At 41.2% G+C, this 15064-nt stretch carries 20 protein-coding genes and 4 pseudogenes; 12 read left to right on the top strand and 12 right to left on the bottom strand.

Annotated features, from left to right (window positions below; genetic code table 11):
• Nucleotides 1-1688, bottom strand: a 1688-nt coding sequence (locus ABH897_RS27185; RefSeq protein ID WP_404592972.1) for a condensation domain-containing protein, incomplete at its 3' end; no start/stop codon positions are given.
• 606 nt (nt 1689-2294) lie between these two features.
• Between ABH897_RS27185 and ABH897_RS27180 the strand changes: the two genes are divergently transcribed.
• Nucleotides 2295-2456: a transposase gene (locus tag ABH897_RS27180; protein WP_404521950.1), complete on the top strand. Its 162-nt coding sequence runs from the start codon at nt 2295-2297 to the stop codon at nt 2454-2456.
• A gap of 148 nt (nt 2457-2604) precedes the next feature.
• Here ABH897_RS27180 and ABH897_RS27175 read toward each other — a convergent pair whose 3' ends face one another.
• Nucleotides 2605-3030, bottom strand: a complete 426-nt coding sequence (locus ABH897_RS27175; RefSeq protein WP_283653428.1) for a TetR/AcrR family transcriptional regulator — start codon at nt 3028-3030, stop codon at nt 2605-2607.
• 250 nt (nt 3031-3280) lie between these two features.
• On the opposite strand from ABH897_RS27175, the gene ABH897_RS27170 reads away from it, so the two are divergent.
• The gene (locus ABH897_RS27170) at nt 3281-3424 is read left to right on the top strand and encodes a hypothetical protein (protein WP_283653429.1); all 144 of its coding nucleotides are present in this window, start codon (nt 3281-3283) and stop codon (nt 3422-3424) included.
• A gap of 266 nt (nt 3425-3690) precedes the next feature.
• Here ABH897_RS27170 and ABH897_RS27165 read toward each other — a convergent pair whose 3' ends face one another.
• On the bottom strand, nt 3691-3834 hold the full coding sequence (locus ABH897_RS27165) for a hypothetical protein (RefSeq protein ID WP_404521949.1): 144 nt from the start codon (nt 3832-3834) through the stop codon (nt 3691-3693).
• An 859-nt stretch (nt 3835-4693) separates the two neighbouring features.
• Between ABH897_RS27165 and arsM the strand changes: the two are divergent.
• Nucleotides 4694-4986: pseudogene (gene arsM, locus ABH897_RS27160) on the top strand (arsenite methyltransferase); the annotation flags it as partial.
• A 315-nt stretch (nt 4987-5301) separates the two neighbouring features.
• Entirely contained in the window at nt 5302-6015 is a 714-nt protein-coding gene (gene bglS / locus ABH897_RS27155; protein WP_404592971.1) for a beta-glucanase, read from the top strand.
• Here the strand turns inward: bglS and ABH897_RS27150 are convergent.
• The 4 genes from ABH897_RS27150 to ABH897_RS27135 form a co-directional block, all read right to left on the bottom strand.
• Complete coding sequence (locus ABH897_RS27150) at nt 6012-6422, bottom strand: hypothetical protein (RefSeq protein ID WP_404592970.1); 411 nt, start codon at nt 6420-6422, stop codon at nt 6012-6014. The genes bglS and ABH897_RS27150 overlap by 4 nt on opposite strands.
• Before the next feature lie 74 nt (nt 6423-6496).
• Nucleotides 6497-6775 (bottom strand): hypothetical protein, encoded by a 279-nt coding sequence (locus ABH897_RS27145; protein ID WP_404521774.1) that lies wholly within the window; start codon nt 6773-6775, stop codon nt 6497-6499.
• Nucleotides 6775-7092 carry a Mov34/MPN/PAD-1 family protein gene (locus ABH897_RS27140; RefSeq protein ID WP_404529729.1) on the bottom strand — a complete coding sequence of 106 codons (318 nt, stop codon included), beginning with the start codon at nt 7090-7092 and terminating at the stop codon, nt 6775-6777. Before ABH897_RS27140 ends, ABH897_RS27145 begins: the two co-directional genes overlap by 1 nt.
• Nucleotides 7093-7140: 48 nt before the next feature.
• Nucleotides 7141-7284, bottom strand: coding sequence for a hypothetical protein (locus ABH897_RS27135; protein WP_404521776.1), 144 nt, complete (start codon nt 7282-7284; stop codon nt 7141-7143).
• Between the two features lie 147 nt (nt 7285-7431).
• Here ABH897_RS27135 and ABH897_RS27130 point away from each other — a divergent pair, with 147 nt between their 5' ends.
• The 6 genes from ABH897_RS27130 (at nt 7432) to ABH897_RS27105 (ending at nt 12059) form a co-directional block, all read left to right on the top strand.
• Nucleotides 7432-8109 (top strand): response regulator transcription factor, encoded by a 678-nt coding sequence (locus tag ABH897_RS27130; RefSeq protein WP_404521797.1) that lies wholly within the window; start codon nt 7432-7434, stop codon nt 8107-8109.
• Complete coding sequence (locus tag ABH897_RS27125) at nt 8106-9482, top strand: sensor histidine kinase (protein ID WP_404521778.1); 1377 nt, start codon at nt 8106-8108, stop codon at nt 9480-9482. The genes ABH897_RS27130 and ABH897_RS27125 overlap by 4 nt, the downstream gene beginning before the upstream one ends.
• 66 nt (nt 9483-9548) lie before the next feature.
• Nucleotides 9549-10673 (top strand): ABC transporter permease, encoded by a 1125-nt coding sequence (locus tag ABH897_RS27120; protein WP_404592969.1) that lies wholly within the window; start codon nt 9549-9551, stop codon nt 10671-10673.
• The gene (locus ABH897_RS27115; RefSeq protein WP_404592968.1) at nt 10670-11347 is read left to right on the top strand and encodes an ABC transporter ATP-binding protein; all 678 of its coding nucleotides are present in this window, start codon (nt 10670-10672) and stop codon (nt 11345-11347) included. Before ABH897_RS27120 ends, ABH897_RS27115 begins: the two co-directional genes overlap by 4 nt.
• 341 nt (nt 11348-11688) lie before the next feature.
• Nucleotides 11689-11844 (top strand): IS3 family transposase, encoded by a 156-nt coding sequence (locus ABH897_RS27110; RefSeq protein ID WP_404521783.1) that lies wholly within the window; start codon nt 11689-11691, stop codon nt 11842-11844.
• Nucleotides 11841-12059, top strand: a complete 219-nt coding sequence (locus ABH897_RS27105) for a DDE-type integrase/transposase/recombinase (protein WP_404592967.1) — start codon at nt 11841-11843, stop codon at nt 12057-12059. Before ABH897_RS27110 ends, ABH897_RS27105 begins: the two co-directional genes overlap by 4 nt.
• Before the next feature lie 157 nt (nt 12060-12216).
• On the opposite strand, the gene ABH897_RS27100 is transcribed toward ABH897_RS27105, so the two are convergent.
• Both ABH897_RS27100 and ABH897_RS27585 read right to left on the bottom strand, forming a co-directional pair.
• The gene (locus tag ABH897_RS27100; protein WP_404592966.1) at nt 12217-12426 is read right to left on the bottom strand and encodes a sensor histidine kinase; all 210 of its coding nucleotides are present in this window, start codon (nt 12424-12426) and stop codon (nt 12217-12219) included.
• Nucleotide 12427: 1 nt separating this feature from the next.
• On the bottom strand, nt 12428-12751 hold the full coding sequence (locus tag ABH897_RS27585) for a hypothetical protein (protein ID WP_483874963.1): 324 nt from the start codon (nt 12749-12751) through the stop codon (nt 12428-12430).
• Between the two features lie 54 nt (nt 12752-12805).
• On the opposite strand from ABH897_RS27585, the gene ABH897_RS27090 reads away from it, so the two are divergent.
• Nucleotides 12806-13030 (top strand): hypothetical protein, encoded by a 225-nt coding sequence (locus tag ABH897_RS27090; RefSeq protein ID WP_404592965.1) that lies wholly within the window; start codon nt 12806-12808, stop codon nt 13028-13030.
• Between the two features lie 72 nt (nt 13031-13102).
• Here ABH897_RS27090 and ABH897_RS27085 read toward each other — a convergent pair.
• The 3 genes and pseudogenes from ABH897_RS27085 to ABH897_RS27075 all read right to left on the bottom strand — a co-directional run.
• A pseudogene (locus ABH897_RS27085) lies at nt 13103-13408 on the bottom strand (MFS transporter); the annotation flags it as partial.
• A 457-nt stretch (nt 13409-13865) separates the two neighbouring features.
• Nucleotides 13866-14331, bottom strand: a pseudogene (locus ABH897_RS27080) (family 1 glycosylhydrolase); the annotation flags it as partial.
• On the bottom strand, nt 14279-14632 hold the full coding sequence (locus ABH897_RS27075) for a hypothetical protein (protein WP_404592964.1): 354 nt from the start codon (nt 14630-14632) through the stop codon (nt 14279-14281). The pseudogene ABH897_RS27080 and the gene ABH897_RS27075, both read right to left, overlap by 53 nt.
• A gap of 241 nt (nt 14633-14873) precedes the next feature.
• Between ABH897_RS27075 and ABH897_RS27070 the strand changes: the two are divergent.
• Nucleotides 14874-14987: pseudogene (locus tag ABH897_RS27070) on the top strand (helix-turn-helix domain-containing protein); the annotation flags it as partial.
• Nucleotides 14988-15064 lie beyond the last annotated feature (77 nt).

The raw sequence follows: 15064 nt of genomic DNA, 5'->3' as shown, positions 1-15064 counted from the left end.
GCGATGCGAGCGCCTGAATCTTGAAGCATGTAGGCGATCCGTTCATCCGGAGAAGCCGGGTCCATCGGCACGTAGGCCCCGCCTGCTTTCAGGACAGCGAGAATGGCGATGACCACCTCTGCGCTGTGTTTGGCACAGATCGCAACCCGATGGTCGGCCTGCACCCCGACTGCCCGGAGGGTATGCGCCAACCGATTGGCCTGAGCATTGAGCTCCCGGTAGGTGAGCCTGCGATCCTCGCAGATGACTGCCGTCTGTTCCGGTGTACGCCCCACCTGTTGTTCAAACAGCTGCTCTACCGTCTGCCCCCGCGGATAATCTGCCGCCGTATCGTTCCAGTCATAGAGCGTTGCCTTTACTTCGTCTTCATCCATCATGGATAATTCGGCTATAGTACAATTCGGAGAACCTGACATTCCACGCGCAATGTTCAGTAGATAAGACATGATGGATGAAATTTCCTCACCGTTAAACAACTCTGTACGATAATCGACGTATATTTCCATCGCATGCTTATCTATTTTTTCGACGACATGAATCAACAAATCGTTGACCTCATCCCCACAAAAATTCGTATAAGCAATTAACGGAGCCCCGTCGATTTCCTGCACGGTCAGTGGTCTATACTCCATTGCCGTTCCAAACAACCTTTGAATGTCCTGAGCTGTATGCAACTCACGAATATCCTTGATGAGCTGGTTATATGGATATTTTTGATGACGTAAAATTTTGGACTGCAACTTAGATACCTTTTGAAGAAAGGAAAGTACTTCTTCCTGAGGGTCTACAAATATTCTTACAGCTGTGGTGCTCACATACATTCCGAGAGTTTCTTTTTCCTCTCTCGTAGAGCGATTCACATAATTGGTTCCAACCACCATATCGCTTTCGTGCGTCATTTTATTCATGTATACGTAGAATGCGCTTAGGAAAAACGTAAACATACTGATTTTATATTGATCCGAAAACAGCTTAATACGTTGATATAATTCGGCATCAATATCAAAATATTTTCGTTCACCCTTGGTACTTGTCAGTAATGAATTGTGTGGTTTGAGTTCGGTTAGAACCGGTAACGTTTGAAACTGCTCCAACCAAAACGCTTTATCTTTTTGGTAACGTTCCGATTGTTCATAATTTTTTTCAGTAAATATGTAATCGATGTAAGAGCCTGCATTCGACGAGGGTGGGAATTGACCCTCTTTAATAACCGTGTAGGTTTTTGTAATTTCGTTTACCAGATTAGCCAGACTGATTCCGTCGGATATTATATGATGAATTTTGATGTTGTAACCAAAGCATTTGTCTTTAATTTTAAAAATTATGAATTGGTATAAATCAGAATCATAGAGTTTGAGAGGTTCTCTATTATGAATATCGAGCCAACTGTCCACATACTGTTCATAGTTTTCTTCCGGTATCTCCACATGAACTATTGTATTATATGTAAGAGGACCGATATATTGCTTCGTTTCCTCCCGCTCAGTCATCAGCTTTATGCGGAAAGCAGTGTGCCGCTTAATGACTGTTTCAATAACATGCTGTAATAAATAAAGATTTATAGGAACCGTGAATTTAATCGTGCCCGAAAGAAGACAGGAAGCCGTATTCGGATTCAGCATTTCGGTATACCAGATTCGTTGTTGTGCTTGTGTTAACGGATACAATGTTTTTTCAGTATGTTCCATATTTACGCCTCGCTTTATGTGCTAATTTGTAATACGAACCTTGTCAACACAAAACGTAAAAACATTAATTTACCAACATCCATATCATAACATCATATTTTTGTCGAAGTAACGTTAAAATTGTCGAATTGTTAAATTATTGATTTATTTTTTTCTACTAACCTTTAACATATCATCTATAATTGAAAACGCTTTATAAATTCCCCTCCTTCTGGGAATCGCTTTTATTTTTTCTTGAATAATCTGGATTTTTACACTGGTTTACCTAATTTCTCAAGGAAGACGGTGTTAAATCTATTCTTTGATTCTCGGGTTCCGATCTGATATTAAATTGAATCCTCTGCTCTTTAAATTCAGCTTTAAAAATACGTCTTTCTTATTCCGGTCACTCATTTCTCAGTGGGTTGTCTGTAATCTACTAAACCACTTTTTTCTGTCTATATACACAATATACACAATCATGATTTCTCATTCGCAAACACAGCATGAAAATAGCGAGTAGGCTTGTAGAGTTCAAGATGACGCAAAACTAAAAAGTGGACACCAAGAAACGAGAATTCGAGAATAAAATCAAATTCATTCGAGGTGTCCAAATGAGCAAAAAATATGATAAAGCATTCAAAGTTCAGCGTTCAAATGATTCAAGAAACAGGGAAAGCTGTTGCGCAAGTGGCGCGTGAGCTTGGGATTTCCGCAAACACGCTGTACCGTTGGGTTGCCGAATGCAAACAGGATGACAGCGAGACCTTTCCAGCCAGCCCAATGTAGCGCTTCCTCCCGTCAGCCGGATATCCGTACTTAGCTTTATCTGCACGTTGGAGGATTCTGTAATCCCGGCCACCTCTCCGAATGTCCCAACAATATCGACGTTGCCGTCCTCCGTTTAGAATCACGACACCCGCCGTGAATTTAGCTTCTATATTCGTTTCTGGAGGCACATGAGCTTCAATGAGGATTTTTTTGATTCACTCCCTGCTTCAAATAAGATACGAAGTTTCTTCCCTCGCACAGTAATGTACTGCCAGAAACAAACTAATTGTTGAGGTAGCAGATGTGTTTCGACGGAAGTCACAAAGCTAATCTCTTCCTCTGCATCAAAACAAATCAACAGTAGATCGTTTTCTTCTCTTGGATTATGTTCAATAGCTTGATTAACGACCCATTTACCGTGTAGGACTTTGATCATTTTGCAATGTATCCAATTTTCTTGGTTAAATTCCTTTTGCAGCACTTCAAATAATTCATAAGGATCTTTGTAGTAAAGATAGAAGGTCCTGTGGTTAATGTCAGCTTGTTTGCATATTTCGGTGACCGTTATTTGAGGCAATTTTCTCGTTTCCAACAGAGCAAGGAAACTCTTCTTGATGAGGTCTATCGTATATTTGGTTCTTCTATTGTTCTTACTCCGACCATACGATCCTCCTCTTCCCACATCATTTAAACAAACACTAGACGATTTGTTGAATTGATAACATTAACTCGTTTATTGGTTATTGTGATTCTGGATATTTTGAGATTGTACTAACAATGTGGTATTTAATCTAAAGGTGTTTATCTTATGAAAATAATCGAAACGGAGTATTTGATATGAGATGAGAACCGTGGCCGTGGAAGAAGCGAAGAATGGCATACTCGTGAACCTGTTGGATCCGGGCAATTTGAAAACCAAAAAAAATCCACATGGAACCGGATACCCTACAACGGTAGTTGATAAAATAGTTACTTTGGCTTCCTGACGCAAACTGTACTATTCATACCAACAGTGACGGACGCAGGGGGTGAACTCACACTTAGAAGCAGGTCTAGTTAAACGATTCCCTCCGATATTTCCCCTACTGGCAAACAAAATGCATAAAAAATTCTAAAAATAGTCTAATGACATCGGAGGACCCCGAATTCATGATATGGAATATCTGGTCTTTTATACACCGAATAAATATCATCACTAATCTCTTTCAACTTGTACTGACCACAATGTAGTCCGGTTGAGCCAACGCTTCGCTCACGAGGCCATCATGTTTGGAACCAGCGTTTCGACCACCTGAAGGGGTTGCCCATTTTGGACTCGTAAAGCGACATGAAGTTTAATACCTGCGCGCTCCCCGTGATAAGGAGCCCAGGGCAGTCGTGTTTTTCCCACCGTCATGGTGGTCGAATCGATCAGGAGTAATTCTTTGGGAAACGTAAGTTTTCGGCGTGTTTCTCGGCTACACTTGTGAATGACCCGATGAAAAGCTCCTTAAATATAGCAAAGGGGATTTCGGCCGCTTTGGTGGAAAAACACGAATAATGAATCTTAGGTAAGCCACTGCGAGCGGCATGGTCCACACCGGAACGATAACTGTCCCATTGTTCTAAGGCAGCTACACACCAGTATTGAAGTAAGTGGGTTACTGTGAATTTACGGGCTTTGTCTTCATAATCTGCTCCCTTGGCAACGCTTTGCACTTCTTCCGGTGTCAGAATAGATTGAAGGATGAATGGGATCGTGATAGACTTTTTCTACCATTTAGTGGTTAATCAACAGGTGTGTTACATTATAGAAATAATCTTATTTTCTGTCATTAATTTTAGTGCACAACTTCACTGTCCGTAGACAACTATTTTATTTTAGATATAAATCTTTTTATTTACTGGTTTTATAATTATTAGTCACAGAAGGATGTACTGTATTCTACAACACATATTAGCATTTGAAAATCGATTTCCATATCCAAAATTAATAATAGTCGATCAGGTCTAACTTTCGAAATCCTGAGATAAGTTTGATTCAAGATTATCTAATAGCACACAAAATAACCCATTATCGGAACTTACATACTCCTCCATTAGCAGCCACTCCAAATTAACATTAAAGTTTAGTTTTAGGGCGATTAAGGTTTCTATTGACGGCTTATATTTATCTTTTTCCAATTCACTCAATTGTGCGCCTTGCTGCTAACAAACATAAGAAGCATTCAAATTCTGCTCCACCTATCCCATTCAAATTAAAGGAGTGTTTTGATATGAATAAACTGACGAATGATGAAATCCGCCAAAATGTACGGAACCATTACCAACAGATTGCTGTTAAGGAAGTCAATCCCCCCCCGCAGCAGGCAGCTGCTGTGGAGCTCCGTCAGATGCGGATAGCCTCTCATCACAAATGGGTTATTCGACTGAGGAGTTAACAGCTGTCCCTCAAGGAACAAATCTTGGACTTGGCTATGGTAACCCACAAGCTATTGCAGAACTGAAAGCAGGAGAAGTTGTTCTCGATCTGGGCAGCGGCGGCGGATTCGATTGTTTTTTGGCTTCTGCTGCGTGAAACGAACGACAGGAACATAGAGCGCTTTGGCCGGGTTGCTCTCGCCCGACGTAGGCGCTCTAGTTATCGGCGTGAGTAGCGGCCCAGCGGTGCATTTTTAAATCACAACTTGATAAAATTTAGTTTTTTTAAATTATGTTTCGAGCGTTAAGTTTGCTATAGTGTACGCCTCAATTTTAGACTACAATGAAGATACCAAATATGGAAGCGTTTTATATCTGTCCGGTAAGTTGGCCAATACTTGAAATAATGTATCATTGTCAGCCATTTCTTTCATGTTTGGTCAATCTTTTATGGAGGTGTAAAATGAAGAAGAAATCTTGGTTTACTTTACTGGCAACTGGAATTGTCTCTTTGTTGTTTACGGTAAACACTTCTGCTGGGTATGTTTTTTGGGAACCACTTAATTACTTTAATTCAGGTGCATGGGAAAAGGCTGATGGATATTCAAATGGGAACATGTTTAATTGCACTTGGCGTTCCAATAATGTCAATTTTACTAACGATGGCAAAATGAAGCTTGGCTTAACGAGTTCTGCATACAATAAATTTGACTGCGGAGAGTATCGATCGACGAACACTTACGGATACGGCTTATACGAGGTCAGCATGAAGCCTACTAAAAATACAGGAATCGTATCTTCCTTTTTCACGTATACGGGACCTGCTCATGGCACGCAATGGGATGAAATAGATATTGAATTTTTAGGCAAAGACACGACAAAAGTGCAATTCAACTATTATACAAACGGGGTCGGTGGTCATGAGAAGATTATCGATCTGGGCTTTGATGCATCAAGAGGCTTTCACACCTATGCATTCGATTGGCAGCCAAGATACATTAAGTGGTATGTTGACGGGGTTCTAAAGCATACAGCAACTACGAACATACCGAGCACGCCAGGCAAGATTATGATGAATTTATGGAATGGCACTGGTGTTGACGACTGGCTAGGTCCGTATAACGGAGCGAATCCGCTATACGCCGAATACGATTGGGTAAAATACACGAGCAATTAGCCCGTAGTACAAAAGCAGCCCTGTAGTGGCTGCTTTTTTTGACGATGCATTGTTTCAGCCATGTTCCGGCCATGAAGTACATATTGGTAGACAGTTAATGGAACGGTGTCCGACAATAATTTCCCCAGATGGATTAATAGAGGTATCGGGGAAATCGCATACACTTCAGCTACATCGTACTTCCCCTTATTAATTCGCTCAACATACTGCTTGAATAGCTTTAAATTGTCTGCCTTCCCTTGTTCCCAACCTTCTATAGAAATGTCAGAGAACTCAGCTTGACTCTCAATAGCTTCAAGCATGATATTAGGCGAGTGTTCGGTTAATGGCAGTGTTGTAAGTGGTGGCCCTAGCCGCTTATGCACAATAGCAAGGCTCTTCTTCTTCTCATCTGTCCAACTTCTCACCCAGGCTTCATGTTTCCTTTTTATCTCAAACAGTAAAGCGGGTGGAAAAAACTCTTTATTGTGTGCATCATCAATCAGTTAATGTGCGTATAGCACATTAACATTAAGTTACTGACATCCTCCAAATTATCATCAGAATATCCAAACTCTTCTGCAAACTCATGCCTTGCTCCACCCTTACTGTGACCAATAATATGAGCAATAATACCAGCATTGGTCAACTTCCCCTTAGTGTTTACAACTAGTCTTTCGGGACAACCCTCAAATGTACAAATCCCTCCACTTATCATCCATAAATGATAAGTTTCTGCAGCTGAAAGTTTTCTCCGCTTTGCGGACTGTGGCTTAGCCATTACGTTTCCTCCAATCGGTAGTTTTTTGTCTGAACATCACTTCGATTAAAAGATCCTATCTTATTAATAGAAATCCCACTTACTCTTTTATCGCCAAACCACACCACTAAGTCTCTAGTTCCCACAATGATAAAAAACAATTTTTTTTGGCCTTGCACAGGTTCTTTAAGTAACTTTCGCCATCCCCGCATATCAATAATAGAAGGTGTTGGATTTGCTTCAGGATGTGTATGCCATTCACCGAGATAGAAACATCTGCCTTCACTATTCTCCCAATGGTGATTAAAAAATTCCTGATGACCGACTGATTTCCTGATAAATCTTCAATTTGAAATACAACCTCTTCCTCTTGGTGATCTGCCGTCTCAAACCAGCAGATAAAATGTTTCAAGTCGCTTGCGTACTCTTTTAGTGTTTTGGGATTCAATATCTTCGTGGGTGGTGAGAGCGTGAATGAGGTCCTGAATCGTCTGCTCGCCCTGTTCCGAAATTCCGGTCGCCTCTCTCATTAGCAAAGCCTCCATTCTTGATTTACCTTAGCGGACATGTTATTTTATCTTAACCAATACACTAGCGGACATAAATCGAAGGCATTTTATATTTAACAATGACGTTTTGTTTCACCCATACATGAAGGGACTGTGAGGAATATAATGATGAAGCATCTGCTTCTCGCTGACGATAATGCAAATATAAGAAAGCTTCTTCGATATGCCATGACTAAGGAAGGCTATCAGGTGCATGAGGCCCAAGATGGGGTGGAAGCGGTCAATCTGATGACACAAGCCCCTATTGATCTGGCGGTAATTGATATTATGATGCCTAGAATGGACGGTCTCGACCTATGCGAATATATTAGGACGAATTACAATATTCCGATAATAATGCTCACTGCATTGGATCAACTTACAGACAAAGAGCAAGGCTATTTGCGCGGTACAGATGATTATGTAACGAAACCATTTGAACCAGAAGAACTGGTTTTTAGGGTCAAAGCACTGTTTCGTCGCTATAATCGAACATCCAGCGACATCATTAGAATGAATCGAATCGTCATTGATCGAAAAAACATAGAGGTTTCCGATGGTCAGTCCGTTTTTATTATGCCTATGAAAGAATTTGAACTGCTCTCACAGCTTGCACAATATCCAGGTAGGCTGTTCTCCCGTGATGAACTGATACACCTTGTCTGGGGAGCAGACTACGAAGGCGATGACCATACTGTCGTTGTCCATATTAAGCGGCTGCGCCAACGCTTTGCTGATTATACGGAGGATTTCACTATTCAGACGGTTCGGGGGATCGGTTACAAGATTGAGGTGAAAACGAAGTGAGATCATTGTACTTCCGAGTCTTCATTATTACGGTAGCAGTTATCTTTGCTAGTAGTGTTTTGGGATTTTTAATATCGAATGCCTACTATCATGTAAAACTAAAGCCCTTCAATGATGAGAAGTTGGTAGTCATTGCAGAACAAATGAAACAATATGTTGAGAAAACCCCCTATATCATGGATGATTATTTGCAAAATGCAGCGGCACTTGGTTATGAGATTTATTTGACTGATGGTCAAGATGATGTTCGATTCTATGGACGAGAATTTCGCGTTCAGGATTTGGATGAGCAAGCCAGAGATCGGGTGCTCCATGGAGAGGCGTATCACGGAGTCGCTCAGTTCCCCAACAAACTATTTATTACCGGCTTCTTCGATAATCGATTAAGTAATACAGTCGGAATACCCGTTCAGATCAGCAAAAAAAAATATGCGTTATTTGTGCGCCCTGACGTGATTTTACAGTTTGGAGAATTGCGCATTTTCTTTGCATTGATCGGTCTGCTCACTGTTATAATAAGCATCTTATTATTTTTAATTAGTACTAGATATTTGGTTAAACCTATTACACGCCTATCTGATGCGACAAAACAAATCGCCCAAGGCAACTACAACCTTGGATTACCTACCAATAGACGCGATGAAATTGGGCAGTTAGCCGGACATTTCATGATCATGAGTCGTGAATTGGAGCGAGTCGACCAGTCACGTCAACAATTTGTGTCGAATGTATCGCATGAAATTCAAACTCCACTCACCTCAATTCAAGGGTTCGCAAAAGTGTTGGCCGAGCGTGATCTCCTCCAAGAAGATCGTGAGCACTATTCATCCATTATCGAAGAAGAAAGCCGCCACCTCTCATTGCTCAGCAAACAACTTCTCTTGCTCTCATCACTGGAACAAGGACAAGAAGCTTTAACCAAAATGACTTTCTCACTTCGGAGTCAAATTCGCCAAGCTGTTCAAGTACTACAATGGGAATTAGAGGAAAAAGGGTTATTACTTAAAATTTCTGTGCCCGAATCCATGAAGATTCACGGGGACGAGGTATTACTCATGCAAGTATGGATGAACTTGCTTAGCAATGCGGTGAACCATATTCCTAATGGGAGAAGCATTGATATACGCGCTGAGCAAACGAACTCTCAAAATTTGATTTATATCCGGGACACAGGAAACGGAATTGCTGCTGATCATTTACCATTTATATTTGATCGGTTTTATCGAGAAGACACTGCACGAAAACATTCTTCTGGTCGAACAGGCCTTGGACTTGCTATTGTTAAGAAAATAGTCCAGATCCACGGAGGTCACATCGATGTGGTCAGTTCGAATGACGGAACACTCTTTACTGTGTCGTTACCTCATCTGTAACATGTTGTTTATTTACTGTTCATTTTCGCTTCCTATACTTTGCTCATAACAAAGGAGGGAAGCATAATGTTTCTAGCTATTCGAGAAATGAGATTTGCAAAGGCTCGATATTTATTAATCGCTACAATTATGGTGCTTGTTGCATTTCTTGTTTTGTTTGTCACGGGTCTTGCACAAGGGCTTGCGTATGATAACGCGGCTTCTGTTAAGAATATGGCTGCAACCCATTTTATTTTGGAACAGGATTCTAATCACCGCTTCACTCGGTCTCAGGTCGATCAGAATCAGCTTCAAAAAGCTGCCGTAATCGTTGGGGAAGAGAATGCAGAGCCGTTTGGTGTAAAAATGACAACAGTCATTCCATCTGGAGAAACGGAGAAGATTGATGTTACTTTGCTTGCTGTTAATTCTGAGGGCTGGTTGGCACCGAAAATAACAAATGGCTCCCCTCTCTCGGATCAGATAAAAGGACATGTTCTCGTTGATCAAAAGATGGTTGATTATGGTGTGGAAATCGGCACAATCATTGTAGATCAAGCTTCAGGAGCAAAATGGACCGTAAACGGATTTGTGAAAAACGAGTCATTCAGTCATACACCGGCTGTTTTCTTAAATAAGCAGGATTGGTCTGATCTTCAAGCGCAGACACTAACTCATCAAGGATCCGAACCAGTAAGTGGCACAGTATATAATGCGATTGCTATTAAAGACTCGAAGGAAAAAGTTAAGGATCTTCAGGCCGCGTTACCCAATACAGAAGTTATTACGAAATCAGAGGCAGTGTCAGCAATTCCTGGCTACAAGGAAGAACAAGGCTCGCTAATGATGATGATTGCATTCTTGTTTGTTATCTCTGCCTTTGTACTAGCAGTATTCTTTTATGTCATCACTATCCAGAAAACCAGTCAATTTGGTATTTTGAAGGCTATTGGTACACGTACTGCTTATTTAGCTAGAAGTGTGGCGTTGCAGGTGTTGGTTTTATCGGTCAGCAGTTTGGCTATTAGTGTCCTGTTGGTTCAACTTTTTGAGGCCATATTACCAAGTTCAATGCCTTTTCAATTAGGTTTCTCCACGTTGCTACTTACTTGTTTGTCCTTTGTAGCAATGTCTCTGGCAGGCTCTCTATTTTCGGTGTGGAAGGTCGCCAAAATTGATGCTTTGGATGCGATTGGGAGGACAGCGGCATGAGGAACAGACTTGAATTACAGGAGATTACACGAACTTTTGAAGATGGCGGAATAGAAAGAAAGATTTTGGATAAGTTAAACCTTGAGGTGGCAGAAGGTGAACTGGTCGCCGTTATGGGCCCATCAGGTTCAGGCAAGAGCACATTTCTGTCTATAGCAGGTGCACTTCTTGAACCAACGAGTGGGGATGTTCTACTCGATGGAGGGTCTATCATCGGCAAAAATAAGCAAGAACTTTCTGAACTGCGACTTCGAAAAATTGGATTTATATTCCAAAGCGCAAACTTAATTCCATGCTTGAAAGTAGAAGAACAACTGATGTTGGTAGCCAAGCTATCCGGAATGAAGAAGGCGGAGGCAGCCAAACGGGCAAAAGATTTGCTCAATAAGATGGGATTATCTCATCGACTAAACGCATATCCTGAGAAGCTTTCAGGGGGGGAGCGGCAGCGGGTCGCTATCGCAAGAGCCCTGATGAATGACCCAGCTGTCCTTTTCGCAGATGAACCAACGGCAAGCTTAGATGCATCTCGAGGGTTCGATGTAGTAAATATGATCGCGAAGCAAGTAAAACATCAGCAAAAGAGCGCAGTTATTGTCACACATGATGACCGAGTGTTGCCACTTTGTGATCGAGTGCTTTTCCTTGAAGAAGGAAAACTAATCCATAAATAAGACAAGCCTCCAAATTCACTTTAAAAGTGATTTGTTATTATCCCTTTTGAGTAGGCAGTTAGGAATAAGCCCCTTACTGTATATACTCAGGAGGGATTTTTTCATGGGGAAGATTAAAAAGACATATAGTCAGGAATTCAAGTTGGAAATTGTGAAATGTACTTGGAAGAGGGAAAAACCTCCTATCAACCATCCAAAAATCTGAATCTGGATGCAAAGATGATTCGACGCTGCGTTAAGAAGGGATTACAGTCCTCAGCGAGCGTAGAGGAAGCAAAACCGGTACGGGAAAAGGACGTCCCTGGACGAAAGGATTGAGTCTGGAGGAGGGCTACCGCGCCGTGAAAAGGGTCTATGGTTATCCGCGAATGACAGCTTGGCTTCGTCGCCAGTATGCCTGCAAGGTGAATCACAAGCGGGTCTACAATCCCGGATACGCAGAAAGAAACGCTTCTTTAAACCTGTCTGTGAAGGGAATAAGGCGGAGAATACGTTGAACCAGGAGTTTACGGCAGAGCGTCCCAATCAGAAGTGGGTGACCGATATCACCTATCTTCCTTATCGAGGGACATTCCTGTACCTCTCAGCGATTAAAGATCTGTACAGTAAGGAGATTGTAGCATACCAAATCAGTCATCGTAACGATCTTGATCTCGTCTTGAATACACTGGACCAAGGCCAATGCAGAATTGCATTTTCGACCAGCGGCTGAAGCAGCAGCTTCAGGATATGCAAATCACGGCTTTCTTCCGATGCGAAATACGTTATCGTAAACTGCTCAGCAAAACGGATCTGTTGGATTCGAATATAGAAATGGAGGTGCTTAAAGGTTTCTTCCACCGTAAACGACTCCTGCCCTTTACTCAAACTCAGCCTGATGTACTGATTTCTTCCGCCTCATAATTTTTGGCAGTCCAATAAATTGAATCCAGCGTGTTGTACAAGAAGTGGGGATTAATCTGAGCCTGCAGAAATTTCAGCTCCGTTTTGGTCATCCTGAGCTGTTGTTCATAGATATCCTTGATCAAATGCCGCTGCTGGCTTACCGTCTGATTAAAAGCATCCGTTAGATACCCCAATTTATCCTGTCGTCCGTTCTCCAGTCTGATATTCAGATTGCCTTATCTCAGCTGTCTCATGTCTGAAACCAGGCTCGATATTGGAGAAGAAATTCCACTGTAGATAAACCAAGCAATCCAGACGGCAAGCAGGACGCTTAATGCTCAGATGATCCATGAACAACAGGAAGAACAGCATCCCAGCGTAGTGCTCTTCGTGGCAGCATGCGAACGCACATACATGTACGGCAGCCGGATGTCCGAAGGCGCTCGGCACGCTAAGAAGCGTTCCGCACAGCACAATTCCACCTACCAGAATCTCAGCAATGATTCTCATCATCTCCATGTTCCAGGACACCCCATTTGCAGAAGGACTAGCAGGCCAATAACCGGGATCATCATGAGTCGTGGGGACACGACTTGCGGAGCAACGTTCTCCATTGTAGGCCGCTTTCCGCCCCAAAAGGCACGCATAAATACCCGAATGAGGGAATACTGGACAGCAAAGCTGGGAAGCTACGGCGATACCAGTCAGAAGATAAAATTGCGCATGGACTGCTCTCCAGCCCACCTCGGACAAACAATACCTTGCCTGCAAAGCCGCTTGCGTTCGGCGCTTCGGTGACGCTGCTGCCTCAATCTGTCTAATACTTTATTTTCTGATAGCATGTTTTATCCGCTGCCATTTGTCTTAATATCACAAGATACTAGCACTTCCATCATTTTTTTGAGATTCCTTGCTTTTAATCATGGATAAAGACACAATAAAAAGGGAAAATAATGCAAATACTCCACCAACTATCGGATTCATCTCGATACTAGCACGCTCGATAACAGCTCCGCCAATCATAGAACCCAATGCAATTCCAAAATGCGCGGCTGAGTTATTTATGCTCTGTTGAATATCAGAAGTCTCTGGTGCAGAGACGATTAGGTAGCTTTGTATAGCTGGTGAGATTGCCCAACTTAGCATACTCCACAGCATCATAACGATGATAAATACAGCGGGTCTCTTTCAATCCATTGCGATCCTGATCATCTCCGCATAGTCGTATGAGCTCAGATAGTCCATCCATAGCGCTAGAGATCCGTTTAATTTCAGTATCATTGAGACTACACTCAAGACATCTTGCCTTTTCCAATTTAAGTAGATGTTCTGAATCAAGTATCATAGATGATAAGCCCCCTTAGGCTTAGATTGATAACATTACGCACAACATAAAAGAAAATTTAAAAAGAAAGATTTCGAAAACATCTCTAGTGAGCGCCTTATCTCCCTATTTTTCCATCCGTATATTATGTTTTTTATTAAACCCCCCCCCTAAGTGCGATGCAATGCGTAATTTATACACATTGTGTACTTAAAGGGGATCCTATCGGCTATCCATGAAACAATGTTTTTTCTCTCTTGTCAGAGCTTAAAAATTAACAGGGCTCATTGCAGATTAACCAGATTAATTTCAAAAATATTTTCCTCCATTACTCGCAATGACTTCTTTGTACCAATGAAAACTATTCTTTCTTATTCTTCTAAGCGTGCCTGAACCATCATTATTTTTGTCCACGTAGATGTAACCGTAGCGTTTTTTCATTTCGCCGGTACCGTTACTTACAAGATCGATCGGCCCCCAACTTGTGTATCCTATAATATCAACTCCGTCTTTAATTGCTTCAGCAATTTCCGCAAAGTGACGATCCAAGTACTCGATACGATAATCATCTTCGACAGTATCATTGTCTAAAAGAATATCTTATGCTCCAAGCCCGTTCTCCACAATAAATAATGGTTTGTTGTATCTTTCATTCAGAGGTCTTTAAGTAAGGATTGATTACAGAACCAAACACATTTCCATCCGTAAAATTCTTTAAAATTTCAGGATCGGCACTGGTACAACGGCTTGAATAATAGCTGAAGCCAATGTAATCTCAAACCTGTACTTATAGCATAATTGAATGTACGCCTAGAATCTGCAATTCTACTTTTTGGAATATTTCTAGTGATTCTTTCTATAATAATAGCTGATGCTTCGGCTGCAAGTCCCTCTAAAACACAAATAACTCCTCGTAAATACTCATCTTTTAAAGTAACTCTCTGGCCAATGTGATATGTTGTCCCATGAACTTCTCTTATATATTTACAATCAAAACGACTATCATTATCCGTTACTTTTTTAAGATACTTTTTTTCATTTTTTACTTTATTATAAAAAGTAAAATCAAAATACAAATGTAGGATATAACAAATCACACCTTTATAGAATAGTCATACCATATTTTTTTAAGCTATATTTTATGTCGTAGCCTACGGATAGGTATAATATAGATTATAAGAAGTTATAACTAATGGATCAGACTATTTGGGTCGGATTGTAAACTTATAAATGATACTCTCATTAGGTGAATTCATGAATACTTTGGAACAGCGATGTAGAGATTTGAGACTACTCCATAAATGAACACAAGATGAACTTGCTAATAAGATCGGGGTAACCAAACAGGTTGTTTCTAATTGGGAGCGAAATGTAGCACGGCCTGAAATTATTCAATTAATATCTTTAGCAGAGGTGGATCAGATACACTAAGTTGGACAGAAAAAATAAGGGCTTGTAGAATAAACCTATCATGTTAAGGAGCGAATCTCTACAATGCCAAAACAACG

The organism is Paenibacillus sp. RC73 (assembly GCF_044908085.1).
In the GTDB taxonomy this organism is placed as follows: Bacteria; Bacillota; Bacilli; order Paenibacillales; family Paenibacillaceae; genus Paenibacillus; species Paenibacillus terrae_A.
This window is presented reverse-complemented; position numbering and strand designations above follow the sequence as displayed.